Annotated in this window: 21 protein-coding genes; 13 read left to right on the top strand and 8 right to left on the bottom strand. The window is 59.2% G+C overall.

Annotated features, from left to right (window positions below; all coding sequences use genetic code 11):
* The first annotated feature begins 586 nt into the window (after positions 1–586).
* Entirely contained in the window at positions 587–1840 is a 1254-nt protein-coding gene (locus R3D51_14390) for a hypothetical protein (protein ID MEZ5900669.1), read from the top strand.
* Between the two features lie 85 nt (positions 1841–1925).
* Here the strand turns inward: R3D51_14390 and cutA are convergent, their stop codons facing one another.
* Positions 1926–2306, bottom strand: a complete 381-nt coding sequence (gene cutA, locus R3D51_14385; GenBank protein MEZ5900668.1) for a divalent-cation tolerance protein CutA — start codon at positions 2304–2306, stop codon at positions 1926–1928.
* Between the two features lie 80 nt (positions 2307–2386).
* Here cutA and R3D51_14380 point away from each other — a divergent pair, with 80 nt between their 5' ends.
* On the top strand, positions 2387–3169 hold the full coding sequence (locus tag R3D51_14380) for an NAD kinase (protein ID MEZ5900667.1): 783 nt from the start codon (positions 2387–2389) through the stop codon (positions 3167–3169).
* A gap of 20 nt (positions 3170–3189) precedes the next feature.
* Here R3D51_14380 and R3D51_14375 read toward each other — a convergent pair whose 3' ends face one another.
* Complete coding sequence (locus tag R3D51_14375) at positions 3190–3873, bottom strand: hypothetical protein (GenBank protein MEZ5900666.1); 684 nt, start codon at positions 3871–3873, stop codon at positions 3190–3192.
* A 124-nt stretch (positions 3874–3997) separates the two neighbouring features.
* Positions 3998–4573 carry a nitroreductase gene (locus tag R3D51_14370; GenBank protein MEZ5900665.1) on the bottom strand — a complete coding sequence of 192 codons (576 nt, stop codon included), beginning with the start codon at positions 4571–4573 and terminating at the stop codon, positions 3998–4000.
* 90 nt (positions 4574–4663) lie between these two features.
* Here R3D51_14370 and R3D51_14365 point away from each other — a divergent pair, with 90 nt between their 5' ends.
* Together R3D51_14365 and R3D51_14360 are read left to right on the top strand one after the other, a co-directional pair.
* Positions 4664–6661: a VWA domain-containing protein gene (locus tag R3D51_14365; GenBank protein MEZ5900664.1), complete on the top strand. Its 1998-nt coding sequence runs from the start codon at positions 4664–4666 to the stop codon at positions 6659–6661.
* On the top strand, positions 6661–7821 hold the full coding sequence (locus R3D51_14360; GenBank protein MEZ5900663.1) for a hypothetical protein: 1161 nt from the start codon (positions 6661–6663) through the stop codon (positions 7819–7821). The genes R3D51_14365 and R3D51_14360 overlap by 1 nt, the downstream gene beginning before the upstream one ends.
* Here the strand turns inward: R3D51_14360 and R3D51_14355 are convergent.
* Positions 7808–8425, bottom strand: a complete 618-nt coding sequence (locus tag R3D51_14355; GenBank protein ID MEZ5900662.1) for a hypothetical protein — start codon at positions 8423–8425, stop codon at positions 7808–7810. The genes R3D51_14360 and R3D51_14355 overlap by 14 nt on opposite strands.
* Positions 8426–8495: 70 nt before the next feature.
* Entirely contained in the window at positions 8496–9542 is a 1047-nt protein-coding gene (locus tag R3D51_14350) for an amino acid ABC transporter substrate-binding protein (GenBank protein MEZ5900661.1), read from the bottom strand.
* A 212-nt stretch (positions 9543–9754) separates the two neighbouring features.
* On the opposite strand from R3D51_14350, the gene metC reads away from it, so the two are divergent.
* From metC to R3D51_14335, 3 genes are all read left to right on the top strand, one after another.
* Entirely contained in the window at positions 9755–10942 is a 1188-nt protein-coding gene (metC, locus tag R3D51_14345; protein MEZ5900660.1) for a cystathionine beta-lyase, read from the top strand.
* A gap of 190 nt (positions 10943–11132) precedes the next feature.
* The gene (locus R3D51_14340) at positions 11133–11651 is read left to right on the top strand and encodes an RNA polymerase sigma factor (GenBank protein ID MEZ5900659.1); all 519 of its coding nucleotides are present in this window, start codon (positions 11133–11135) and stop codon (positions 11649–11651) included.
* Complete coding sequence (locus tag R3D51_14335; protein MEZ5900658.1) at positions 11635–12534, top strand: hypothetical protein; 900 nt, start codon at positions 11635–11637, stop codon at positions 12532–12534. Before R3D51_14340 ends, R3D51_14335 begins: the two co-directional genes overlap by 17 nt.
* A gap of 443 nt (positions 12535–12977) precedes the next feature.
* On the opposite strand, the gene R3D51_14330 is transcribed toward R3D51_14335, so the two are convergent.
* Both R3D51_14330 and R3D51_14325 read right to left on the bottom strand, forming a co-directional pair.
* Complete coding sequence (locus tag R3D51_14330; GenBank protein ID MEZ5900657.1) at positions 12978–15158, bottom strand: S8 family serine peptidase; 2181 nt, start codon at positions 15156–15158, stop codon at positions 12978–12980.
* A 274-nt stretch (positions 15159–15432) separates the two neighbouring features.
* Positions 15433–15867: an NUDIX hydrolase gene (locus tag R3D51_14325; protein MEZ5900656.1), complete on the bottom strand. Its 435-nt coding sequence runs from the start codon at positions 15865–15867 to the stop codon at positions 15433–15435.
* A gap of 214 nt (positions 15868–16081) precedes the next feature.
* Between R3D51_14325 and R3D51_14320 the strand changes: the two genes are divergently transcribed.
* Positions 16082–18301 (top strand): 4Fe-4S binding protein, encoded by a 2220-nt coding sequence (locus R3D51_14320; protein ID MEZ5900655.1) that lies wholly within the window; start codon positions 16082–16084, stop codon positions 18299–18301.
* On the top strand, positions 18298–19323 hold the full coding sequence (locus tag R3D51_14315) for an FAD:protein FMN transferase (GenBank protein ID MEZ5900654.1): 1026 nt from the start codon (positions 18298–18300) through the stop codon (positions 19321–19323). The genes R3D51_14320 and R3D51_14315 overlap by 4 nt, the downstream gene beginning before the upstream one ends.
* Positions 19324–19352: 29 nt before the next feature.
* Here the strand turns inward: R3D51_14315 and R3D51_14310 are convergent, their stop codons facing one another.
* Positions 19353–20501, bottom strand: coding sequence for a L,D-transpeptidase family protein (locus tag R3D51_14310; protein MEZ5900653.1), 1149 nt, complete (start codon positions 20499–20501; stop codon positions 19353–19355).
* A 505-nt stretch (positions 20502–21006) separates the two neighbouring features.
* Here R3D51_14310 and R3D51_14305 point away from each other — a divergent pair.
* From R3D51_14305 to R3D51_14290, 4 genes are all read left to right on the top strand, one after another.
* Complete coding sequence (locus R3D51_14305; protein ID MEZ5900652.1) at positions 21007–21402, top strand: DUF930 domain-containing protein; 396 nt, start codon at positions 21007–21009, stop codon at positions 21400–21402.
* Between the two features lie 51 nt (positions 21403–21453).
* Positions 21454–22458 carry an NADP-dependent oxidoreductase gene (locus R3D51_14300; protein MEZ5900651.1) on the top strand — a complete coding sequence of 335 codons (1005 nt, stop codon included), beginning with the start codon at positions 21454–21456 and terminating at the stop codon, positions 22456–22458.
* 101 nt (positions 22459–22559) lie between these two features.
* Positions 22560–23375, top strand: a complete 816-nt coding sequence (locus R3D51_14295; GenBank protein ID MEZ5900650.1) for a phosphatase PAP2 family protein — start codon at positions 22560–22562, stop codon at positions 23373–23375.
* Positions 23372–24535, top strand: coding sequence for a glycosyltransferase family 2 protein (locus R3D51_14290; protein ID MEZ5900649.1), 1164 nt, complete (start codon positions 23372–23374; stop codon positions 24533–24535). The genes R3D51_14295 and R3D51_14290 overlap by 4 nt, the downstream gene beginning before the upstream one ends.
* Positions 24536–24571 lie beyond the last annotated feature (36 nt).

Genomic DNA, 24571 nt, shown 5'->3' with positions numbered 1-24571 from the left:
GTTATCCCAGACGGTTATCGCCGCTCGATCCCGCTTGTGGAAAAGCACTGAGCCAATGCGCAAGGCTTCGCTTCAATAGACGCAATACAAGTCCCCTCAGCCTCTACGGCTACGCGATTCGTAACGAATTGTTAAGAGAATCATAGAGCTAGGTGTGACATCAAAGCCGCGATCGGCCCTTGGAGGCGCTCGCTTTAACGAGGGCCGGGCGTACCCGCCGCCCACTGGTTATCGACTCATAATCCCCAACCCGAGGACGATCTTATACACATCTGACACGCCCCCGTCGCGCTAGCGTCACAAATTTTTCGGCGCCCTCAGAACCAAAAAATATACAGCGTTCATTTACCCGATTGTAGCGGCGCTGATACCAAACTTGGGTTGTGTATAAGAGTTTCTGATTTACCAGGGGTAACTATATGGTGCATCCTGAGCGATAACGTCTTCCTGTCGTCATTCACCTGCGCTAAGCCGTTGTAATTCAAGGCGTGTGGAGCGCCGGCTAATAATCAAAAACAGCACAAGTCACGCCAGGGAACCGGCGGCCGGTGGACGAGCGTTAGAGTGGTGAGGAGGAGAGTTTCACATGCAGCGTATCAGCGGACTGTTCCTCATCTTTTCCGGCTTGGTCCTCGGAGTTTACACGTTCCTCCCCCCTCCTTTTGACGGAGAGCAGGCGTTGCGGGAGATGACCCGCATCTCAGCCGCTCCAGATCGCTCCGATCAAGTAGAACTGGCGGCTGCTCAGGGCGGGAGCCTCTATGCAGGACGTCATCTGGCCATTGCAGCCCCGGCTGCCATGCGTCTTGAGACGGGCGCCGTCAACAAGCCTTCCGTGACCTGGAGCGCTATCGTCACCAACCGGTCCGGGCAGGGCCGTATCACCTCCTCCAAGCCCGGCGACCGCGAGACCCGAGCACAACTCGCTCGCGATCTCCAAGTCGAGCTGAAGCGTGTCGGCTGCTACAGCGGCGAGATCAACGGAGGCTGGACGCAATCGACCAAACGCGCCATGCGCGCTTTCATGGATCGCGTCAACGCAACGCTGCCCTATGACGCTCCGGATTACATTTTGCTGACGCTTGTACAGGGACATTCGGCAACAGCCTGTGGCGTACAATGCCCGTCGACCCAGACACTCTCCAGCGACGGACGCTGCCTGCCAAATGCGATCTTAGCCTCGCGAAGTGAACGCCCCTCGCAAAGAGTTGTTGCAACATCCAACGATGCTAGTAGCAGGACGGCCTGGTCTCCGGATACGCGCCGGCGGCCTGATGTGACCGTCGCAAAAGCCCCGGTCCTGGTCTCTGGACCTAAGCTGATTACAGCGCGTGCAGCTACAGCACGCACTGCAGGGAAATCCTCTGAGAAGCAGGTCGTCGCTCAGGCCACCGAGCGGCTGCCATGGCTCAACGACGATGGCTCCTCGCGTCGCCGCGTCAGTCGACCGGAAGGTATGATGGGCGTCGGCGGTCCCCGCGACTATGACGCGACACAGCCTCCAGCATCCGCCACCATCACGCCTCCGCCGGGCCGAGTGCGGCTTGTAACTTTGGAAAGTGAGCTGGATAACGGGTCGGAGAGCGCCGCCCCGACGCACAATACACAGCGCACATACGCTGAGCCTGACGAGATCTACGAACCAGCGCAGCCTTCGAAGCGTGCAACAAGCAAGTCGAAGTATTCAAAGTCTGCCAAGCGAAGCAAGGCAACAGCCGCCGCGGCGAAGAAGGCCAAATCGAGCAAGTACTCGTACTATGCTGGCAACGGCCGCCACAGAGGATCGCGTCGTGGCTCCCCCGCCTTCATCATGCAGCAAGCCATGGGTGGCATTTTCTGACGGTAAAAGAGCCGGCCTTTCGTGCACGCTTGGCGCTTGATGAAAGTTTGAGCGTGCAAGCCCTGCCTCCCTAGAAGGCCGCAGTCTAACCGACCCGCGTTCCGCTAACGATCCAGTCGAGGTATGCCGCGTTTCCGGCAGCAACCGGGAGGGCGAGTACGGCTGGAGTTTCGTAGGGGTGCGCGGCAACGATCGCCGCCATGCAGGCGTCCGCCCTGTCGGATGCCGTCTTTGCGATCAGAACGACCTCGTCGGCCCGCTCCAGTTTCCCCTCCCAAAGATAGAGGGAGACCATTGCGGGCAATATGTTGATGCACCCAGCTAATCTCCCGGTGATCAGCGAGCGCCCTGCACTTTCAGCGACCTGCAGTGTTGGAAAGGTGGTGTAAACCAGCACCGCTTCAGACTGAGGGGCGACACGTCCCTTAATCGCGTTGCTGGCTGAGGGCTTGTCGTTTTCGTCCACTTGAGCGAGCCTCCCTGACTTGGCGCCTGGATCCTTGCGGTCCTGCGCCTTCCAAACGAGCAAAAAAGCACCAGCGCATCATGGCAAAGTCCAAGGGCCGTTTCGACAAGATCGCGTTCGTCTCCAGCGATGTGCCGGAAGCCATCGAGGCCCGCGACAAGCTGCGCGCGCTTTATGGTGCGGTGGAGCCACGGGAAGCCCAGGCCATCGTGGCGCTCGGTGGCGACGGATTGATGCTTCAAACGCTCCATCGCTACATCAACGACAAAATCCCCATCTACGGCATGAACCGTGGCTCGGTCGGCTTTCTTATGAACGAATACCGTGAAGACGCCCTGCACGAGCGTCTGGCAGCAGCCGAGATCACTCGCATCCATCCGCTGGTGATGATCGCGTATGATGCGGCAGGCAAGGCGCACAAGGGACTTGCGATCAACGAGGTGTCGCTGTTTCGCGAACGCTATCAGGCTGCCAAGCTCAGGATCTGCATCGACGGCAAGGAACGTTTGGCTGAACTGATTTGCGACGGCGTGCTGGTTGCGACACCGGCGGGATCAACAGCATACAACCTCTCCGCTCATGGCCCCATTTTGCCGATCAATACGCCGCTGCTTGCATTGACGCCGATAAGCCCGTTTCGCCCGCGGCGATGGCGCGGCGCTCTCATTCCCAACAAGGCGCGCATCACCGTCACCGTCATGGAGCCTGAAAAGCGGCCCGTCAGCGCGGTTGCCGACCACTTTGAAATTCGTCACGTCGTCAAGGTCGAGATCGAAAAGGCGCGCAACGTCGAACTTTTCATGATGTTCGATCCCGACCACGGGCTCGAAGAGCGCGTGCTGGCGGAACAGTTCCGCTTCTGACGATCAGAGGAACCCAGCCTTCAGTCGGCAATCGCCATTCGCGACGACGTTGTGCGTTCTTTGGGCGCCAGACTGCCCTTCAAGGGCTTGGTCATCTGGACTTGCGCGAACTCGGCGGCATTCTCCTTCATGTGCGGGTCCAAGACCTCCCGCAGTCGTTCGTCGAGCGCCGCAAGCGTCATCGTTCTATTCCCGCGCAGCATCGGGGCAAGCGCCGGCATCACCGTCCCGGCTCGCATGGAGGCGTCTCGCGCCAGAGTGTGCATATAAGCGATGGATGTTTTGATACCCGCAACATGAGCCACGAGCAAAGCACCGGGTGTCGGAGACCGGCCCGTCAGCGCGACAAGTTTGCTCCTCAATCGAAGCGTTGCGGCCGCCATCACGCGAGCCGCAACCTCCTCGTTGTCCCTGAGCGCCAGAATTTCTGAGCGTTCGCCTTGCGTCGCCACATAGTAGCGCCCTGACGAGGTCTGAAAAATACGCGCTCCATAAAGCGCCAGGATGTCTGATGAAGGCGAGGCGGTCTTTACCGCGCGCAACCATGCGCTCTCGTCGAGCAGCTCACTGGAACCGGCAGTTGCGGTCGAACGATGCGGTGCGCTTGTGTGGAGGGAAACCCGACTGGCCTTCTCGACTGGACCGTGAAAGGCCAGCGAGAAGGCCATGATGAGGTATTGGGGAACGTCCCAGAGAGTACTCAAGATGCCACTCCGTAACCGACACGAGGAAACGAACCAGATACTCAAGCACCCAAGCAGGGGCGTACATTGGTCTAATATGCACCCAAGGTGATGAACGTCGCCTTAACGGGTTGGCGGTTCGCTGTTATCCGTTCCAGCGTGTCAACAAGGACATCGCATCCGGCCGCTCGCGCTCTTCGGGCTTTTCGGAGGGCGTGCCGATATGGATGAAGCCTGCGACCCGCTCATTGTCTTTGAGTTGCAGAGCGGAGCGGACGATCGGGCTGTAAGCAACCCATTCCGTAATCCATGACGTGCCAAAACCCATCGCGTTGGCGGCCACGCACACGTTGAAGCACAAAGCCCCCGCAGACAGGATCTGCTCCCACTCTGGGGCGCCGGGGCGCGGTTTGATTTGCGAGATTACACCCAGCACGAAGGGCGCACGCATGAACCGGGCGCGTTCCATGTCCAGTCGAACGTGGCTTGGCGGTTCTTTTTCCTCCGTCTCGCAAGCCTTTGCGAAGACCTCACCGATCGCGGCCCGCGCATCGCCTTCGAAGGCGATAAACCGCCACGGCGCCAATTTCTTGTGATCGGGAACGCGCGTTGCGACTGTGAGAATCTGCTCAAGTTGCGCCTGCGTCGGACCGGGCGCTAACAGCTTGTCTGGCTTGACCGAACGGCGGCTGGCCAGAAATGACAAAATCGGATGATCCATGGTCTTTCCGGTGGATGTGACATCCCCCCTCGCTAACGCAATTGCGAAGCTGTTACAATGGCGCTGCATTTTGGGGGATCAATTGAGCAGATGACGATGCGATCAGTCCTGGCACTGCTATTTTGGGGCGCGTTCCTTTGGGTTGGGGTTTACCCGGAAAGCGTCTGCGCCCAGGAGCCGCAGCCCGCCCAAGGACAACCACCTGAGAGCGGTGCCGCCCCCGCTGCGGCAAACGGCCAACGCTCGGTTCTGTTTCTGATCGATGGCTCGGGCTCAATGTGGGCGCGCTTCGACGCCCCCAATGAAAAGCGGGCCAAGATCGACGTCGTACGCGACCTCATCAAACCCTTGGTGGCGCCCGGCGCCAATGCGGCACGAATAGGCCTTGAGTCTTTCGGACACCGCCGACGTGGCGACTGCTCGGACGTGGAGGTCATCGCCCCGCTCGGCTCCTCGCGCGAAGACGTGACGGGCGCGCTCGACAAACTCAGTCCGCGCGGCAAGGGCCCTATTGCGCAGGCCATCCGCACGGCCGCCGAAGCGGTCGGCAAGGACCGTCCGGCATCTGTTGTGATCGTCAACGACGGTGTCGACAACTGTCGCCAGGACGCCTGTGCTGCCGCTGACGAGTTTGCCAGACAAGTCCCTGGGGTACCCATCGACATCATCTCTATCGCGGTGCCCCCTGCTTCACAGAGCGCGCTCCAATGCATCGCAAAGGCAACGGGCGGCGAATTCTTCGATGCGCAAGATCCCGTTGCCTTGACCGCAGCTGTCAGCGAGGTTGCGCAACGTGCGCTCGGCGGTGGCGCGCTACCGTCGGCGACACCGGAAGTTGCTGCACCTGCGGCACCGGAACTTCCCCAAGCAGCCCTGCGCGCCACGCTCGCACTCGCCGAAGGCGGAAAGCCGATGGCAAGCGCGGCCTATTGGCGGGTTATCGAAAAGGACACCGGCAAACTCGTCGCCGAAACCAACGCGCCCGGCATCGCGGAAAATGTGAAGCCCGGTGATTATATCGTTGAGGCTGAGATGGAGGGCATGAAGGCGAGCGCACCTGCCCACGTCGAGGATCATGCACCCACGACCATCGCGCTTGCGCTGAAGGCGGCGCGGCTTGCCGTCAAGAGCAAGGGGGCCAAGACCAAATCTGCGCAAAGCGCACCCCTCGTGACCGTCCGCGACGCCGCAACCGGCGAAACCGCTTTGATCGGCAGACTGGATGAGATCGACGCGCTCGTGCCCCCGGCGAAATACATCGTCACGATCTCCGATCAGCAGATCAGCAAGGATGAGGAAGTTGCGCTGTCAGAAGGCCAAGAGACCACGATGGCTATCGACATGAAGTCTGGCCGTCTGTCTTTGTTGGCCATGACCCAGGCCAACGGCGCTCCCATTCAGGACATCAGCTTCTCGATTCTGGAAGACGACCCTGATAGCCCAGATGGACGCCGCGAAGTTCGCCGCTCGCGCGCGCCTAATCCAAGCTTCACCCTGCCTGCTGGCACGTACTACGTCGTCGCACGCTCGGGATACGCGGAGTTTCGCGAGCGTATCGCGTTGAGCGCGGGCGATGATCTCAACAAGAGCCTCGTGCTGCCTGCGGCTACGCTCAAATTATCAGCGCAGGTTTTCGGCGGCCCCGCACCTGCCGGAACGCAGTTCGCCTACCGCATCGAAACTCTCGGAAAAGATGCCCACGAGATAGCCCACATCAATGAACCGACATTCGAAGGGCTGTTTAATGCGGGTCACTACCGCGTGTGGGCAATTTTGGAGCACAATGCAGCCAGCGCACAACAAGACATCACAATCGAAGCAGGAAAGCCCGCCAACATCGTCGTCAACGTCGAGGCCGGCGAGGCCACGCTGCGCGCACCATCGATCGCGACTGCGGGCTTCGATACGTTCTGGGAAGTCCGCGATGCAACGGGACGCGCGATCTGGCATGGAACATCTGGAGCGCCGACCGTGTTGTTAAATCCAGGCCGCTATAGCGTTCGCCTCGAAACACGCGAAAGTGCGCTGGAAGCGGCGTTCGATATCGCGGCTGGCGAGAAAAGAACGATTGAGCTTGGGGGCAGCTGATGCGTAAGACCATCGATAGCGCCCAACGTCTGGAACGCGCCGGCTCGTGGCAACGCACGTCGTTCGCGCCAATACGGCTGATGCGCAATTTATGCGCGCGCGCAAGCATGCATTTCTTTCTGCTGTCTGTGTCGGCGCTATCGACTCTGGCCGCGTTTGGCAATCAAGCTAATGCAGGCCCGAGAAGTGACGTCATCATTCTGGCTCAGGACGACAATTGGTCGACCGGCGTCGATGTCAAAAAGACCGTTCCGGCCAAGCCAAAATCCAAGGCGCCCGCAGCAAAACCCGCCAACACGACGGTTATCGAGCGCAATTCGGACTCCGCCAATACAGGCAACGGCGACGTACGCCTTGTCGCTCTCCTGACCGCAGATGGTCAACAGATCGACGAGGGCGTCGTGTGGCGCGTATTCCAAACTGCGACCCACACAAAGGCCAAGCTGATCACTGAAAAGCGAGAGGCGACACCGCAGCTCAAACTGCAACCGGGCGACTATACGATCAATGCTGCGTTCGGCCGTGCCAACCTGACCCGCAAGATTTCCGTCAAAGCAGGAAGTTCCACGACCGAGAAGTTCGTGCTCAACGCGGGCGGCCTGCGTGTTAATGCCAGTGTCTCCGGCAAGCCCGCGCCAGAAGGCAGCGTCACCTACGCCATTATTTCAGACGATCGCGACCAGATCGGGAACCGCGGCGAAGTCATGAGCAACGCCAAGCCGGGCCTCATCATTCGCCTCAACGCAGGCATCTATCACATCGTCTCGACTTATGGCGACGCCAACGCCAAGGTCGAAGCGGATGTCACGGTTGAAGCCGGAAAGTTGACGGAAGCAGCCGTCATCCATCAAGCTGCCAAGGCGGCATTCAAACTGGTGAACCATCCCGGTGGCGAAGCCCTGCCCGACACACACTGGACGATCCAGACGTTAAGCGGTGAAAACGTCAAAGAGAGCGTGGGCGCATTGCCGACGCACGTGCTCGCACCGGGGGACTACAAGGTGCTGGCGAAATCGGGCGGGCGCGTCTACCAGCGCGAGTTCACTGTCAAGGACGGCGAGATGGTGAGCGTGGAGGTCGTGACGCAAAGTGGCGATCCCAACGGCGCAACGCAAGCTTCCGAAGCGCCGCTTCCGCAGATCGAATTCAAAAGTCAGTAAGAATCCAATCGGTGGGACAACCGTTGGCGCGCATCCGGCGATCTATCTTGTCGCCTTCGGAGCGCATATCTGCATCGAGAAAGGCCATCCGCGCCATCTGCCAGTGCTCGCACGCACTGGTTGGATCGCCCGCTGCGTAGGCAGCCTCGGCAAGATCCAGACGGCATTCGGCATGAAGCTCAGCCGCCTTGTGTAGCGCGGCGAGGCCCGCAGCAGAGCGCAGAGCGTTCAAACCCTCTGTTTCCTCGCCGTTGGCCATGTGCGCGCGTCCCAGTGCCAGGTAGGTCGTCGCGACCAGCAGTGGCTCACCACCGCGCTCTGCCACCGCAAGCCGCTCCTCAAGCTCCGCAACCGTCTCACCGGCGTACACCTGCAGACCTGACGAAGCGCCCGTGGTCGCGCCCGGAGCCAATGCCTGTGTGGAAACTATGCCGTACTGATCGCGAGGTGGAATTTCAGGAGAACTGGTAGATTCCTGCTCCTGCGCATCGTGGCGCTGCTGGTATCTGGACTGGAGCAGAAATAGGAGCACGAGGAGTCCCAGAGCTGGCAGAGCAAGAATTGTATAACGAAGCAACTGCTCGGGCGATGCGACATCAAACACGGATAAACTGGGCCTCCTCCAACGCGCGGCCGCGATTCGAGCGTTCCTTAGACTCGCAAGAGAGCTTCCCTCATCGGAACGGAGCCGCGTACATTAATCCGCCCTTCATCCACAAATTGTTGAGGCCCCGCTCAAGGCGCAATGGCGTTGCCTTGCCGAATGTTCTCTCGAAGATCTCCGAATAGTTGCCAACCTGGCGCACAACCTGCTCTGCCCAATCTCGCGCCAGTCCTAGCGGTTGACCCAGGTTTGCCTCCTGCCCAAGAAAGCGGCGTACGTCCACGAAACTGGAACTCTCCATGCTGGAAACATTGGATGAGGTCAGTCCCATTTCTTCGCCTGCAATGAGAGCCATTACAGTCCAGCGCACGATAGTGAACCATGCCTCGTCGCCTGCGCGCACATAGGGTCCAATCGGCTCCTTGCTGATCTCTTCCGGCAGAAGGCTATGATCGTCGGGCGAGGCCAGCTTGCTACGCTCATGGGCCAGCAGCGAGACGTCTCCGGTTAGTACCGTGCAGCCGCCCGAGACATAGGCCTGCACAAGATCTTCCCAACGCGGTGAAGTGATGAGCTGATAGCGCATCTTGGTGCGGGTGAAGAATTCAGCAACGGCACGCTCGCCAGCGCCGCCAGGAAGCACGCAGATCGATGCACCAGACAATTCCAGAACGCTGGACACCGCATGGCTGCGGGGCACCAGAAAGCCCTGGCCGTCGTAGAACAGAACGGCAGTGAAATGTGCGCCGAGGTCTGAATCGCGCGACAGCGTCCACGACGTCCCGCGCAGCATCACATCTACTTCGCCCTCCTGCAGAGCCTTGAAGCGATCGGATGTCTGCAGAGCGCGAAACTTCACACTCGATTTGTTGCCGAAGACAGCTGCAGCGAGGGCGGAGCAGAACTCAACTTCGAGCCCGCTCCAGCGACCGCGGGAGTCGACTTGCGAAAAGCCTGGAGAGTTCTCTCCCACACCGCAATTGATGTACCCGCGCGCTTTCACCGCGTCGAGCGTCGTCGAGGTTGCTGCGTCTGCGGTTCGCAAACCGAGAGCAAGGCTACCGCCTACTATGACAACGGCGCACAGCCAACACTTCAACGTTCTTGCAATCGCCATAACTTCCAAGCTTCTCCGGGCATCACCAAGCCGGCCCGGCGCAGCATACCTGGTGTGCCAACACGCGACCTCCCGGGCGAAATGCGCCACGAAGGGGACGGGTGCCCATTTGAACGCCAGCACAGTTCTCCAGCGAGGCTGGAAGGTCAAGCCTTGACCAGAGCGTCAAGATGCGTCACAGGGCGATTTTCCAAGCCGGCTCGCGAGGACCCATGAGCAAAAAGAACGACCCGACGGGGCGAGGACGAAATGCCGCCACCGACGTCGTCCATTTGGGACGCAATCCCTCCGCTCAATACGGCTTTGTGAATACCCCCGTGTTCCGGGGGTCCACCGTCCTCTTTCCTACGTTGGAGGCGCTGAAATCCCGCACCCAACCTTACACCTACGGGCGGCGCGCAACGCCTACTACAAAAGCACTGGAAGACGCTTTCAATGCTCTGACGGGCGGCACTTTCACGTTTCTTGCCCCCAGCGGCCTCACCGCCGTGGCCGCGGCGCTGCTGGCCTTTGTGAGGTCGGGCGATGAAATACTGATGGTAGACACGGTTTATCAGCCGACCCGCGCCTTCTGTGACAGTATGCTGAAACGTCTAGGTGTAAAAACGATCTACTACGATCCTGCGATTGGCGCGCACATCAAGGATCTTTTCACCGACAAGACGCGGCTGGTCTTTGTTGAAAGCCCAGGCTCTCAAACATTCGAAATGCAGGATCTCCCTGCGATCGCAGAAGCCGCGCACGCGCGCGGACTGTACGTGTTGGTCGACAACACTTGGGCGACGCCACTGTATTGCAAGCCACTTGCGCTTGGCGCCGACGTGAGCATCGAAGCCGCAACGAAATACATCGTCGGACATGCCGACGGTAATCTTGGCGTCGCAACGGGTAATGCGCGCGTCGCCAAGGAACTCGAACAAGCCAAGGAAGATCTCGGCCTCAGCATTGGATCGGAGGAAGCATATCTGGCTCTTCGCGGTCTGCGTACGCTTGATCTGCGCTTGCGCCATCATATGCAGGCAGGGCTCGATATGGCCCATTGGCTTGCCGGGCGTGCGGAAGTCGCGCGCGTATTGCATCCCGGACTAGAAACGGACGCAGGTCATCAATTGTGGAAGCGCGACTATACGGGCGCCTCGGGCTTATTCAGTTTCGTTCTAAAACCCGCATCGCAGAAAGCGCTGGCAGCCTTTGTCGACGACCTTGAGCTGTTCGGCATGGGCTATTCCTGGGGCGGATATGAAAGCCTGATCCTTCCCTTTGATCCGCGCTCCTACCGCACCGCGACCAAGTGGAAAGCCGAAGGTCCGGCCCTGCGCATCCATATCGGGCTTGACGATCTTGAAGATCTGAAAGCTGATCTTGCCCGCGGCTTTGACCGCCTCAACGCAGCCGCTTAAACTTGGCGTATTGTCCTAGGAGAGGGCCTGTACGGCGGGTTGCATGGCAATCCGGCGTATTCGTGCTATTTGAGCAACATAACTGCGCTCGTAGCCACTTTTGAAATGTGGCGGAATAAAGTACGCGCCAGCGCGTTCTCATCCCGACTTGAGAAAAGGAAAGCTCGTGACGGAGAACATTCGATCCCAAATGATCGAATTTCTGCCCCGCTTACGCAGGTTTGCGTACGCGCTCACGAGGAATTTGGAACAGGCCGACGACCTGGTGCAGGACACGTGCGAGCGCGCGCTGGCGCGAGCGGATCAGTGGCAGCCGGGTACGAGATTGGACAGTTGGATGTACAGGATCGCACAGAACATCTGGTTCGATTCAAAACGTGCAGCCAAGGTGCGCGGTGAGCGCGCTGACCTGGAAGACATCGCCGAAATTTCAGGAAGCGACGGCCGTACGGTTGTTGAGAACCGGCTGACCTTGGCATCGGTTTTCAAGGAGATGGACCGCCTGCCGCGCGATCAGCAGGTTCTCGTCGCGCTCGTGTGCATCGACGGGCTTTCCTACAAGGAGGCCGCTGAGACCTTGCAGCTGCCGATCGGCACAGTGATGAGCAGGCTGTCTCGTGCGCGTCAGGCGATTGCCAACGCCTTGATGGAAACAAATCCGGCCTTGGCCGCCGCAAACTCGGGAGCGCGCCTTGGAAAGACTTCCTGACGAATTGCTGATGGCCTATGCCGACGGTGCGCTCGATGAAGCAGAGATGCAGCGGGTCGCAGCCATCCTCGAAGCTAATCCGGCTGAACAGGCGCGATTGTCACCCTACGTCGTGACGCGCGACGTGCTTGCTGGGATGTTTTGCGAGGCCCTCACCTCGCCCGTTCCCGACCGGCTGATCGGCACCGTGCTGAGCACGCCGGTGGGAACGCAGGCATCGCAAACGAGCCAGAGCCGCGAAGGCCAGATCGGATCGCGCGCTTTAGGCCCTTCCCTGATGGATCGCATCCGCGATCTGTTGCTGCCCGAATTTCCAAACTTTGCCAGTGCAGCCGCGTTGGCCGCAACTGTTGCTGTAATCGCGGGAGCGGGCTGGCTCGCCGGACATGCCTCTCTTCCGGCAACCAGCCCGCAAGGACTTGGCTCGGATGGCGTGGTCGCGCTCGACGGCGATACCGTTTTCGCAAGCGGCGCGCTGCGTACCGCGCTCGACACTATCCCTTCCAACAATCCCTACGAGCAGGGCCTTGTGAAGGTGACGCCAGTTTTGACGTTCCGCGATGAAGACGACCGGATCTGCCGCCAGTATACCCTCACACGGGCTGCGAAAGCGGCATATGCTGGTTACGCATGCCGGACTCCAGATGGGCGTTGGAGCGTCGCGTTCCATGCTGCCGAGCCCGTCGATCTCGCTGCCAAGAGCGCGAGTTCAGAAAGCAACGCCAGTGAGAAATCTTCTGAGGGCGAATTCACACCGGCCGGTGCTCCGGAATTCGCAGCCCTTGAGGGTGCTATCGATCGCAGCATCCAAGGCGATGCGCTCTCAGGCAAAGACGAAGCAAAATTGATTGCAGATGGGTGGAACGACAAGGGGAAGCCATAGGCTGGGGAACGTCGCGGCGGCGGACATAATTTATTAGCCACGCTTGCCGCTGAAGCGGCGCTCCTCGTGCTTGGAATAAGCGTTTTCGGTCCACACGGCTTGTTTATTTGATCGCAGTTTTGGGAACCATGTCCGTCGTACCCAGCATACATTGGCTGTCATTAGCGAGAACGCTCGACCCGCAACGAGCAATCGCAAATGCCGGTCAATCTCCTGGCGGCGCACACGCGTTCGCTGAGAGGCATGAGGCCCATCGCGCTCGTCAGTCCGGCACCCCGCTTTCCGGAACTGGCTGCGCGGTGGGCTTTCCTTTTTGTAGCGCTGAACGTGCATAGGTTCCGCACACGCGGCCCTTCTCTAAAGAATGCGGCGCTTCTCTAGGGATGAAGAGGGCTAGACTGAGTGAAGCTGTCAATCGGCGGCCTACAGCCGACCAGCAATGTCTATTGCGAAAACCCGAATGCAGACATCGCAGCCCCCGACGTATCGGGTAGAGCGGCCGGCTCGAAGCTTGAGAGCTCGTTGCTGGAAGCTCCGACAGCCATGCGGCGGGCTTCATCTGTCCAAGGAAGACTTGCCACCCCGCCGATCTCATTGCAGCTCGCCGGTGCAAGGGGCAGACCTTCGCCATAGGTTGGGTCTCGTCCCGGAGGTCCCAGGTCTTGCATCGAAATGCGCGAAAGCACGTCCTCTTTCGTGCGCGTGTTCTTGCGTGCCGCAGGCATCGCAGCCAACAGCCCGGTCACGAACGGCGCGGCAAACGACGTGCCGGTGCGATAACCTTCGCGGGCATTGGGCAATGCCGTCCAGATATTGACGCCGGGGGCAGCCACGTCGACGTAGTCGCCGCGGTTCGCGTGTCGATAGCTGCGCATATCCTTGCTGATGGCGGTAACGGCGATCACCTGAGGATAGGCGGCCGGATAGCTGGGCGGCCCGTTGGCTCCGCGGTTGCCTGCTGCGGCGACGAAAATGACGCCCTTAGCAGACATCGCCGCGATCGCAGTTTCAATCTGAGGATTGGCCGGTCCGGAGAAGCTCATATTGACCAGATCGACGTTGCGAGAGTCGAGCCATGCGAGAGCCCGCAACACTGAGACGGCGTCGGCAGAAATCTGTCCATCACTGTCAGACCCGAATGTACTGGCTAACAGGAACTCCGCATCGGGAACAAGCCCAGGTGTTTCGCTTTCACTGGAACCTGCAAGAACCGAAAGGACGGCTGTTCCGTGCCAATCGCCACTGGCTGCCGTGCTGGAACCGCCACGGAAACTTGCCGATGCCATATTCCTGCCAGCGAAGGCTGGATGCGCGGTGTCAAATGAAGTGTCGATGATGCCGACACGCACGCTTCGCGCGCAGGTCTTGAGCTCTCTCTTCCAATGGATCAGTTCACGCGCAAAGCATTTGTCGCCGACGCAGTCATCCTCACCCTCAGGTTTCTTGGCCCCAACGTTTACCCGATAGCTTCGGCCTTGCGCGTCGGCAGCAGGCTTAATTCGGTAGATATGATTAGGGCCGAAGTGTCCCGCCGGAATTTCCTTCTCCAGCAATGCAACAGCTGCCTTCTCGCTCATGCCCTTGGGAAGAACGAGGCGCTGAACGGGCGCGGAGTCGCCGGGCGCAAAGATCCGAGCCGTGGTCTGAAAGCCTAGTGCGCGTGCGCGTTCCGAAGCCTGCTGATCAAGTCCAGAAGCCATGATCTCGTGCTGCTTGAACGCACCCATTTGAAGTAACTCGAAATCGACCATTCCGCGCCGAGGGGCTCCATCGGGCGCCGAGCCGACCTGTGTAACGCTCTTAGCTTTCGAAGCCGCCTTTTGCGCGGGCGCGGCCGCGACTTTCTCAGACTGGCTTTTGCTCGCAGGTTCAGCGACGGCCTGAGCCGGTTTGACATCGTCGGCGCTGTTCTTCGCTCCCTTCTTGATGGAAGAGGTCGTTGTCGCCCAAGACTTCGCCGGCGCGGGCTTTGCTTCCCTATCCGGATTGCGATGCCCGCCGGCGTTCTTCGGCTTCGTCAGCCTGTCAAACCACTCCACGAGAGTCGCTGGTTCGCTATCGTCATCGACGTCAGCGATTGCCCTGGCTGGAGAGCTGCGCCCATCCTTGTCATCGCTTTTGTCGGCTTTGTCGTCGCCGTCTTTTTTGTCATCGTCCTTTTTGTCATCGTCCTTTTTACTGTTGGAAGACGAAGACGTATCTTGGCGCGTATCCTCGCGTGACGAATTATCGTCTTTCGACTGCACCTGCCGCGATGAACTGTCGTCTGATCGCTGTTGCGCGCTGCGATCTGCGGCCGCCTGTGCCCGTTCGGCCGCTGCCTGAGCGCGTTCCGCTGCCGCCTTGGCACGTTCGTCCCGCTGCGCCTGACGTTCCATTGCGCGTTGACGGCGGTCCTCAGCACGCTGGCGACGCTCTTCCATAGCTTCGCGCAGCCGCTGAAGACGCTCTCGCCGGTCATCGTCGTCTCCTGCACGTGCTGGAGAGACAAGCAAGGGTGAGATCACACGAAATGCAGCAATGTCCGCGCATACGAAAAGGCCTGCCGCAACCAGAACGGCATAGGACGCGCGCCACCTGCCACGAGCCCTAAAGCTCGCGCCGCGCGCAACCGTAATTCGCATGCCCCCACGCCGTCGCATAAATCCCCCGCGACAACCTCTCCCAAGCAATATCAACCCCGCGCAGAATCTTTAGCATGGAACGACGAGTCTCCTAGTCGCTAAATGTCCGTTTTTAGGCGGATTTTGTGCTTGTTAATCCCCAAATGGCCACAATTCGGCCAGCGAAAAGACGCTGCCTCATAAGGCCAAAATGAGCACAAGACATCTTGCGGAATTGGCAGCAGGTGTTCAGTTTGGTCGGCTTGTGGACAAGCGCCTATTTCGCGGCAGGCAATCACTTGGCCCGCAGCGTTGTCGCAGGCTCTCCTGTCAGACTCTTCAGAAGCAACCGAAGTTTGGGTTCGCGCACACGTCGGGCGGCCACAGACGCGGGGAACCATTGGCGCTCCCTCTGCTCCTGCTCGCGCCAGCGCTTGAGTTCGTTTTTTACCTTTAAGACGTAAACGCTGACCTCAACGAGCCGCCACGTGGCGCCTTCGACTTTGCGATAGCGGTAGGTGCCGATCGGTTTGGACGCAATCTTGCCTGTCGCCCCCGCTTCCTGCTTGGCTTCGCGAGCGGCTGCGTCCTTGTCCTTCAGCCGCTTGGAGGGCCAGCCCTTCGGCAGAACCCATCGCCTAGTTTCACGAGACGTCACCAACAGCACCTCAACGGCACCCTCTTGGGAGGTCCGAACTGGTAGAGCGGCAACCTGCTTAACGATGTCCATGCTGATAGATCTATTGTGCAACGCAGCGACCCACAACCCTGTTTGCGCGTCTTACACAGCCGTAATTACAATAATTGTTCAGCGGGACTTAGCATCAGAAAGCCGGAAGTCTGATAGACAGGCCGGGTTCGATGGGCCACACCAGTTCCTATGGCTGTGCGTTGTCTACGGCGCGAAGCAAAACGGGGCTTCCACACACGACAAGGGATCTGTGATGAAGATTGGACGGCAACTCGATGCCCGTTCCGAATGTCGACGCGAGCATTTCCGATGGCTGGAGGTCGTGCGAACGGCCTTCTTGCTGGCACCTTTCGTTATCGCTGCGGTGTTCACGCAGACTTTCGCGCTGAGTGCGGGCGAACTGACCCGCGATCAGATCGCTAAGTTCTATCCTGAGCCCTATCTGATCGGCGAGCGTGACCCTGATCTTCCCATTTGGCCGCTGTTTCGCCACGCGATCCCTGCGTCTGATGAGCTTCTGGGCTACGTCTTTGAAGCAATCGATCTCGCCCCTATCGCGGGATACGCAGGGACGCCTCCAAATCTGCTGATTGCGATCGCGCCGGATGGAAGCTTTCTCGGCGTCAATGTGATCTCCCATAAGGAGCCGATCTTCCAACACGGGGTGGGTGAAGATTCTCTCGTTGACTTCGCCAAGCAATATCGCGGGCTTTCGGTAAAGCAGAACATCAAGCTAGCGCCGGCGCACACCGCCGGACAAGCGATCCCCGGCACCGTCACGATCGATGGCATTTCACGCGCGACCGTATCGGTGCGCATCATGAACGAGTCTGTGCTTTCGGCTGCGCTCAAGGTTGCCCGCGCGAAACTCGGGATGAGCACGGCCGATTCCGCAGCCCCCCTCGTTCTCAAACCCGATGACGGAGAAACCCTCGATCCGGCAACGCTGGTTGCGAAGGGTTACTTGGTCAAAAACACGTTCAACACTTCTGACATTGAAAAGTCCTTCGGACCAGCGTTCCCGAAGGATTCTGACGAGATCGCGGGAGCCCAGCCTAAAGCGGAAGCCACCGAAGTGTGGGCAGCCTATCTCAATATTCCTGCTATCGGACGAGGACTGCTGGGCAAGGCAGCCTACGAGCATTTGATGAGCACGCTCGCACCTGGAGACCACGCAATCCTGGTCGCGAGCCGTGGCCACTACGGTTTTCGCGGCGCTGAGCAGCGGGCAACAGCGATACCCGCTTTCATTTCCATCACTCAGGACCAGCTTCCCATCAACATCAGCGATGCAGCCTCCGCCGATGTCGTTGCCTCTGATGCGCTTCCTTCTGGGATGACCTGGACAATGCTGAAGGTAATCCCCGAAACCGGGTTCGCACCAGCGCGCCCCTGGCAACTTTCCATGCGGGTCACACGACAGAATACCGAGATCTACCCACGACGTGAAACCAAAGACTTCTCCACGACGCTAAACGCCCCGAAAGAGTTCTTTTCCGCCCCCGAGATCGCACTTGAGGGATGGCGCGCCGTCTGGAAGGAGCAACGCTTCAAGATCGCGCTTGCTGCATGCGCTATAATTTTGCTGACGCTTGCCCTTTCGAATATGCGCCGGCTGACGACCAATGCACGCGCGTTCGGGCTTTTCCGAATGGCGTTCCTGGCCGTCACGTTGGCCGGGATCGGCTGGTGGGCGCAAGGTCAGCTCTCCATTCATAATATTCTTGCCGTCATCAACGCGGCCAAGGAGAAAGGTGACTTCGGGTTCCTGCTCTTCGATCCGGTGTCGCTGTTGTTATGGAGCTTCGTACTGATAACGCTGGCGCTGTTCGGTCGCGGCACATTCTGCGGCTGGCTGTGCCCGTTCGGCGCCTTCCAGGAGCTCGTGGGTAATGCCGCGCGTGCGCTCGGCGTGCGTCAGATCTCAATACCAGCCTCGATCGATCGCAAGTTAAGGCTCGTAAAGTATGTCGTGCTGGCTGCGATAATCGGCATGGCTTTCGTGTCGACCCCACTTGCTGAAAAGCTCGCCGAGGCGGAGCCCTTCAAGACAGCGATAACGTTGGGCTTTGACCGCGCACTTCCCTATGTTCTCTATGCGCTCGGACTTCTCGCGCTGAGCGCCTTCGTCTTCAAAGGTTACTGTTTGTATGTCTGTCCGCTCGGTGCAGCACTGGCCCTGCTCGGGCGCGTGCGCGCTCTCGATTGGATCGCGCGCCGTACCGAGTGCGGTACGCCGTGTCAGTTGTGCGCTAAGCGCTGCCGCTACGGCAGCATCCAGCCATCGGGACAAGTGCGTTACGACGAGTGTTTCCAGTGTTTGGATTGTGTCGCTATCTATAACGACGCCAAAACCTGCGTACCACAGGTTCTCGCCGCTAGAGGCCGCACGATGACTGTTCCGGCCGGGCTCAAAGATCAGGCCGCGCGTGTCCCGGTCCGACATATTCGCAAGCAGGAGAGCGTCGTATGACGAAGTTGCCTTCCGTTCGGTCGCGCCGACAGGTGCTGATTTCTGGCGGTCTGCTTGGCGGTGCGCTGATAGCAAGCGGTGCAGCGGCCAACGGCGTGTTTGCGCCCGGCATATCGAACCTCAAGAACGCGCAACGCGACGGCATTGCGTTTGGCACCAAGGTCGTGCTCAAGGCTGCCCATAAAGATTCAGGCGTCCTGGAATCTGCGCTCAATGCTGCCTGGAACGAGGTTGTCGCCATCGAGCACGCGGCAAGCCTGTTCAGACCGCAAAGTGCTCTGAGCCGTCTCAACGCCAACGGCGAAATCGACGATGCACCAGAAGCGTTGCTGAACATGCTTACGCACGCTCGTCATATCGCTCAACTGACCGATGGCGCGTTCGACCCGACCGTCCAGCCGCTTTGGGCCATATACGCCAAGGCGTTCTCTGAAGGGCGCACGCCTTTCGACGACGAATTAGCAGCAGTCCGCCGACTGATAGGCTGGCAGCATATAGAAATCGATGGCGCCCGCGTGCGCCTGGGCAAGCCCGGAATGGCGCTAACGCTGAATGGCATCGCGCAAGGCTACGCGACAGAACGATGCCTCGGTGCGCTCCGCGCTGCTGGGATAGAAAACGCTTTTGTCGACACCGGCGAGATTGGCATCACCGGAAAGCGCGACGGCAAGGATCCCTGGACAGCGGCGATTGCCGATCCGCGCTCGCCGGGGAATTTCTTAGGGCTATCGCGACCCGCCTCCGGAATCCTGGCGACGTCGGGCGACTACGCAACGGTGTGGAGCGCAGATTACTCACAACATCATATCATCGACCCCGCCACGCTGCGTTCGCCGCCGCGCACGTCGTCGGTTAGTGTGCTGGCGCCGTCCGGAGCGATGGCCGACGGACTGGCAACCGCGATGATGGTGATGGGACCGGAAAAGAGCCTCGCGCTTACTGCCAGACTGGAAGGCGTCGAAGCGTTGATCGTCACCAAAACGGGCGAGAGATTTTCAACCAGCCATTTCCCGCTGGTTTAGGCCTTAGCCCGACGTGCGCCTAGGCGCAATCAGTTCCCGAAGAACGACAACAGACCTGTGCTCTTAGGTGGCGCCTTGAATGGTTCCATCGCCAATTTGATCTCAGCGTAGAGCTTGGGCAGCCAGGAAGGTTCGTCGGCCGCATGTTCGGCGACCTGATGATCGCGCAGATCCGTTGGCGCGATGATGACCTTTATCTTCGACAAACCGACTTCCGATGCCAGTACGAACAGCTCTTCGGCGGCCTCATCGCCAATCGCGAGGCAGCCGACCGAGACGTTCTTGCCATGAATCATGATGTCGCCGCCGAGGTCCTTGCGCCCATCGAGCGAAGCCATTTTGCGGTCGAACGCATTGGGATAACTGACCCGCATCGAGACATGATAGCGGCTGTTCGGATTAAGGAACGAAATATTGTAGATTCCCTCCGGCACCTGCTTGTCGCCGCGCTTGAGCTTGGGTCCGCTGTTTCCACTCGCAGCGAGAACCTTGTAGCGATTCACGAAGGCCCACTCGCCGCCACCCGAGCGCGAGAACATCTCAATGCTCTTTTCGTCCTTGACCGCGACGAGTGCAATTTCAGAAGGAGGCCACGCAACTTTCGCCGCGGCGAACTTTTCCGTTAGCCGTTGTTTGGCAGCGGGTGAGATCTCGCCGAGGCGCTGCTGAAGCGTATACGTGGTCGTGGGTTCCGTCGTCCGCGCCGCAGAATGATGCCACGGGAGATGTTCGTTGGGCGTCGGCGCCAAGCGCGCAACCTGAGCAGCGTCGAGATCCTTCGAAGCAGGCGCCGTTTTTGTCTGGGTGGACCAGAAATCCGGGTTCTCAGATTCCGACGTCTCTCCTTCGAGGCCCTCTTCCAGGCCGGCAATGTCCTGTCCGGCTTGATCGTCGCCAGTCAATCCCTGCCAGAGCAATTCCTTGTGCTGGACATAATCGAACCGGTCGGCAGGCTGATACGAAACCTGCAACAGATCTTCATCTGTGTCTGGCAACGAACCGGTTACGGTCGTGATCGAGGTTTTGGCGATGATGGAGACAGCAACGGCGGCTGGCGCCGCCGGCGATGAGGCGGAAGAAATAAAACCGTGGTCGTCGAGCACGCGCACTAAAGCTGCGCTGGCCAGAGCTGCGGCCACGCCTAGGGCAATCAAACCATGGAGGTCCCTCGCCCCCATAATCCTCCTAATGATCGGACCTAGAACCGGGTCCATATCCGCGTACGTTTGCAAATCGCCCACCCTCGCTTCGTGACCACTTGCGATCACGCTCAAGCATGGCCGATTCGTTTGGCGGTTCCGAGCCAAACAACCCCGATTTCAACCACAGGCTAAACAGCCATATTGGCGCAAACCGGGCATCCCCAGGTTGCATCAACTCTTGTACCGTAGGCGAACCGCTTCTTAAAGAGCGCGAACAAAAGCTCAGCTCCTTCGCGCGTGCGTTATACTCAGGCGCGCACGCAAACCCCGCCCAATTGGGATGTGCTCACTGTACCAATAGGTTGTGATCGCGCACCTTGATCGCGCTCATCCTGTCGAACGGGCATTGTGTGTACCTATACAAGCACGTGGATCGGCTCTCAGGCCGACTCAATTATCGTCCGCCGTGCTGGTGCCGCTTTTTTGCTCATTAGACATTGGCCGGTCTCTCGACCGGACCTGCGTCAACCTGGAATGCCCCATGCGCCTATCTTCCTTCGCACTCGCCTGCCTCGTCATACTGTCTCTCAGCCTCAATTCCTCCCACAGCAGCGCCGATGCGCTTAGCGACTCGCTGATGAAGCTGCCTCCGGAGGAACGCGCACGCCAAGCCTGCATCGTGAAGGGGCTGGAACGCATGCGACGTGACAAGCGCCTGCCCAGGGCAGATCGCATGAAAAGCAGCATCCTTTCACCAGCCCAGCTCAACGGCGAAGTCCTGACCGCGAAAGGCGCCGCGGTACGCTCCAAAGAGCGCTGGTTTGCTCTCAGCTTCACCTGCGAGGTGACGAAGGATCTGTTGAAGGCAACAACCTTCGATTATGAAGTGGGTTCTGAAATTCCCGCAGACAAGTGGGAGGACCTCGGGCTTTGGTGAACTGCTCGACGCGCCCGTGGCACCGCTGCGCCCATTGAGAAGGAAATTGCCATGGCAACGAACCGGATCTGCAAGCTCGTCAAGCGTCCGCCACCTGGCTTGGTTGCACGCGATTGCTTCGAGTTCGTCGATGAGCCTCTGTCAGAGCCCGGACCAAATCAGTTCAGAGTAAAGGTTTCTTACATCTCGCTCGATCCAGCGATGCGCGGCTGGATGAACGAAGGCAAAAGCTATGTCGCTCCTGTTCAGCTCGGGGCCGTTATGCGCGCTTACGCCGCCGGTATCGTGGACGCCTCGAACAATCCGAACTTCAAGATCGGCGACGCCGTCCAAGGTCTGCTTGGCGTACAGCAATACGCCATCAGCGATGGCAAGGGTGTCATAAAAGTCGATACCTCCCTGGCTCCCCTCCAAACATGGATCGGTGGCCTCGGCATGCCGGGATGGACGGCATATTTTGGCCTGCTCGAAGTGGGTCAGCCCAAGGCAGGCGAAACTGTCGTCGTATCGGCGGCCTCGGGTGCAGTTGGATCTCTCGTCGGCCAGATTGCCAAACTGAAAGGATGTCGCGCGGTCGGCATCGCCGGTGGGCCGGAAAAGTGCAAATACGTCGTGGAGGAATTGGGGTTCGATGCCTGCGTCGATTACAAAGGCGGCGCGCTCGCAAAAGACCTCAAAGCCGCTGCTCCCGAAGGTATCGACGTCTATTTCGAGAATGTTGGCGGTGAAATTCTCGATACCGTGTTGCTGCAAATGAATACCTTTGGCCGCATTCCTGTATGCGGCTTGATATCCGCTTACACAGCAACCAAGCTTCCCGATGGGCCTAAGAATATCCGTGTAATACTGACGCAACGGCTCACCATGCGCGGTCTCATCATATTCGATTGGGCAGAGAGAATCCCGGTGGCGATGCAAGCGCTTGGCACATGGCTCAAGGCCGGTAAGATCAAATTACGCGAAGACGTGCGGTCCGGTGGCATCGACGCTTATCCCGACGTTCTCAATCTGCTCTTCACCAGCGGCAATTTCGGAAAGCTCGTGCTCGAAGTTTGAAGCTGACGCAACCCGCGTTTCATAAATCTGCAAAAAAAGCGACGCGCCGACGTCATGAAGCTGGGCCAATTTCCCTTACAGCCATCGACGGGGGACGGGCCATGGCAAGCAACGAGTTTGCGGATATCCGTAATGCGCTGGTAAGCAGCAGCAAGGAAGGTGACGCTCCAAACTACACGAGCGGGGGCGTTCCAGTGACGGATAGAGTTTTGACAGCCGGACAGCTGGCGCACAAACTTCGCTATTGGGCGTGTCTCGCCCTTTGCTGCGCAGGTGCCCTTTTTACGTTCCTGCCGTCGATCGACATTTCAGTCGCTCAAGCCTTCTATCGCTCCGATCTTTCCTTTGTTGGAAACACTCCCCTCATCGAAGCGTTGCGCGACATTTTCAAGCTGATCTATGTGCTTTCGTGCATGGCGGCCCTCGCCGGATTTGTCTACACGCATAAAGAAGGCCGCAAGCTTCGCGGACTTAGCAGCGCGCAACATTTGTTCCTGGTGACGTGCCTTGCGGTTGGACCCGGCGTCGTGACCAATCTTGCCCTCAAGGACGAATGGGGACGCGCGCGACCGCGCGAAATCGTAGAGTTCGGGGGCACAAAAAACTTCACGCCCGCGCTTATGCCTTCGCGCGAATGCCACAGAAATTGCTCGTTCGTCGCGGGAGAAGCCTCCTCGATGTACATCATCTTTTTCGCCGCGGCATTCATTTTCACGGGCTACTGGTTCCCCCTGCTTGGCATGGGAATTTCAGCCGGTGCGCTTGCTGGCCTCATTCGAATGGCACAGGGCGGGCACTTCTTGTCTGACGTAGTCTTCGCCGGGATAGCCATGGCGTTGACCGCAGCCCTCACCTACAGCTTCTTTGAAACAATCCACCCGGGTGTACTGGAGCGAAAAGCTGAAGGCTCTGCATGACGCTTCAGATCGCGCTACCCATACGCCAAAGAACTCCGAGTACAGCCGCTCTTCGGCCAACGGCGTTTCCTGCACCCGAGCTTGCTGTTGTCGTTCCGACTTTTTGCGAGGCCGAAAACGTCTCGCTGCTGCTGGCCGCGCTGTCGCCCGCGCTCGCAGGCATTTCCTACGAAGTCATTTTCGTAGACGACGATAGCCCAGACGGAACGGTCGAAGTCGCGCGCAAACTGGCGCACGAAGATCCGCGCATCCGTGCAATCCGCAGAATTGGCCGGCGTGGATTGGCCGGCGCGGTGAGCGAAGGCGTTCTTTCAACGTCCGCCCCTTATGTCGCCGTCATGGATTGTGATCTCCAGCATGACGAAGCGCTGCTTTCTTGCATGTTGCAGGCCCTGAAGTCTGGAGCCGATGTTGCGGTGGCGACTCGCTACGAAGCGGGCGGGTCCACAGCAGGCGGCTTCAACTCGCTGCGTCTGTGGGGAAGCAAAGCCGCGACTTGGCTTTCCAAGCTTGTTTTGAAGACTGAAATCAGCGATCCGATGAGCGGCTTCTTCATGCTTCGCCGCGACTTGTTTGAGGAAGTCGCTCCCAAACTTTCCAACGGCGGATTCAAGATTCTGCTCGATATTCTGGCCTCAACTCCACGCAGCTTGCGAATTACGGAAATTCCCTACACTTTCCGCCCGCGTCTAGCCGGCGACTCCAAGCTCAACGAGTTGGTCGTGGCCGATTTCGCCGCGCTTGTCGTTTCCAAGGCGACGCGGGATACGGTCTCACCCCGTTTTTTGATGTTTGCTCTCGTTGGCGCAAGCGGTCTTGGCGTTCACGTTCTCGCCTTGAAAGCTCTCCTTTCGGCAGCGCACCTTCCTTTCGACTATGCGCAGCTTGGCGCCTCCTACGTGGCGATGTCGTCGAACTTCCTTCTCAACAACGTGCTCACCTACGCCGACCGTAGATTACGCGGACTTCAAGCCCTAAAAGGTTTCCTCTCCTTCATTGTGGTATGTAGCGTCGGGACGCTTGCCAACGTCGGCGTTGCCAAATTGATTTACGCCCAAGATCCCGACTGGTTGCTGGCGGGCGTCGCTGGCGCGTTAATGGCAGCGGTATTCAACTATGCCATGACATCGGTTGTGACCTGGCGCGCAGTGCGGGCTTAGTCTTGACGCTCTCAAACACGCCCTTCCCATCCGATC

It is taken from the genome of Hyphomicrobiaceae bacterium, assembly GCA_041397645.1.
Taxonomy (GTDB): Bacteria; Pseudomonadota; Alphaproteobacteria; order Rhizobiales; family Hyphomicrobiaceae; genus Hyphomicrobium_B.
This window is presented reverse-complemented; position numbering and strand designations above follow the sequence as displayed.

Bases quoted from the DNA above. Each gene is read 5' to 3' on its own strand.
- R3D51_14330 (MEZ5900657.1), bottom strand. From the start codon at position 15,158: ATGCGAATTACGGTTGCGCGCGGCGCGAGCTTTAGGGCTCGTGGCAGG.
- R3D51_14290 (MEZ5900649.1), top strand. From the start codon at position 23,372: ATGACGCTTCAGATCGCGCTACCCATACGCCAAAGAACTCCGAGTACA.
- R3D51_14365 (MEZ5900664.1), top strand. From the start codon at position 4,664: ATGACGATGCGATCAGTCCTGGCACTGCTATTTTGGGGCGCGTTCCTT.
- R3D51_14300 (MEZ5900651.1), top strand. From the start codon at position 21,454: ATGGCAACGAACCGGATCTGCAAGCTCGTCAAGCGTCCGCCACCTGGC.
- R3D51_14315 (MEZ5900654.1), top strand. From the start codon at position 18,298: ATGACGAAGTTGCCTTCCGTTCGGTCGCGCCGACAGGTGCTGATTTCT.
- R3D51_14305 (MEZ5900652.1), top strand. From the start codon at position 21,007: ATGCGCCTATCTTCCTTCGCACTCGCCTGCCTCGTCATACTGTCTCTC.
- R3D51_14320 (MEZ5900655.1), top strand. From the start codon at position 16,082: ATGAAGATTGGACGGCAACTCGATGCCCGTTCCGAATGTCGACGCGAG.
- R3D51_14340 (MEZ5900659.1), top strand. From the start codon at position 11,133: ATGATCGAATTTCTGCCCCGCTTACGCAGGTTTGCGTACGCGCTCACG.
- R3D51_14325 (MEZ5900656.1), bottom strand. From the start codon at position 15,867: ATGGACATCGTTAAGCAGGTTGCCGCTCTACCAGTTCGGACCTCCCAA.
- R3D51_14360 (MEZ5900663.1), top strand. From the start codon at position 6,661: ATGCGTAAGACCATCGATAGCGCCCAACGTCTGGAACGCGCCGGCTCG.
- R3D51_14380 (MEZ5900667.1), top strand. From the start codon at position 2,387: ATGGCAAAGTCCAAGGGCCGTTTCGACAAGATCGCGTTCGTCTCCAGC.
- R3D51_14310 (MEZ5900653.1), bottom strand. From the start codon at position 20,501: ATGGGGGCGAGGGACCTCCATGGTTTGATTGCCCTAGGCGTGGCCGCA.
- R3D51_14370 (MEZ5900665.1), bottom strand. From the start codon at position 4,573: ATGGATCATCCGATTTTGTCATTTCTGGCCAGCCGCCGTTCGGTCAAG.
- R3D51_14350 (MEZ5900661.1), bottom strand. From the start codon at position 9,542: ATGGCGATTGCAAGAACGTTGAAGTGTTGGCTGTGCGCCGTTGTCATA.
- R3D51_14390 (MEZ5900669.1), top strand. From the start codon at position 587: ATGCAGCGTATCAGCGGACTGTTCCTCATCTTTTCCGGCTTGGTCCTC.
- R3D51_14295 (MEZ5900650.1), top strand. From the start codon at position 22,560: ATGGCAAGCAACGAGTTTGCGGATATCCGTAATGCGCTGGTAAGCAGC.
- metC (MEZ5900660.1), top strand. From the start codon at position 9,755: ATGAGCAAAAAGAACGACCCGACGGGGCGAGGACGAAATGCCGCCACC.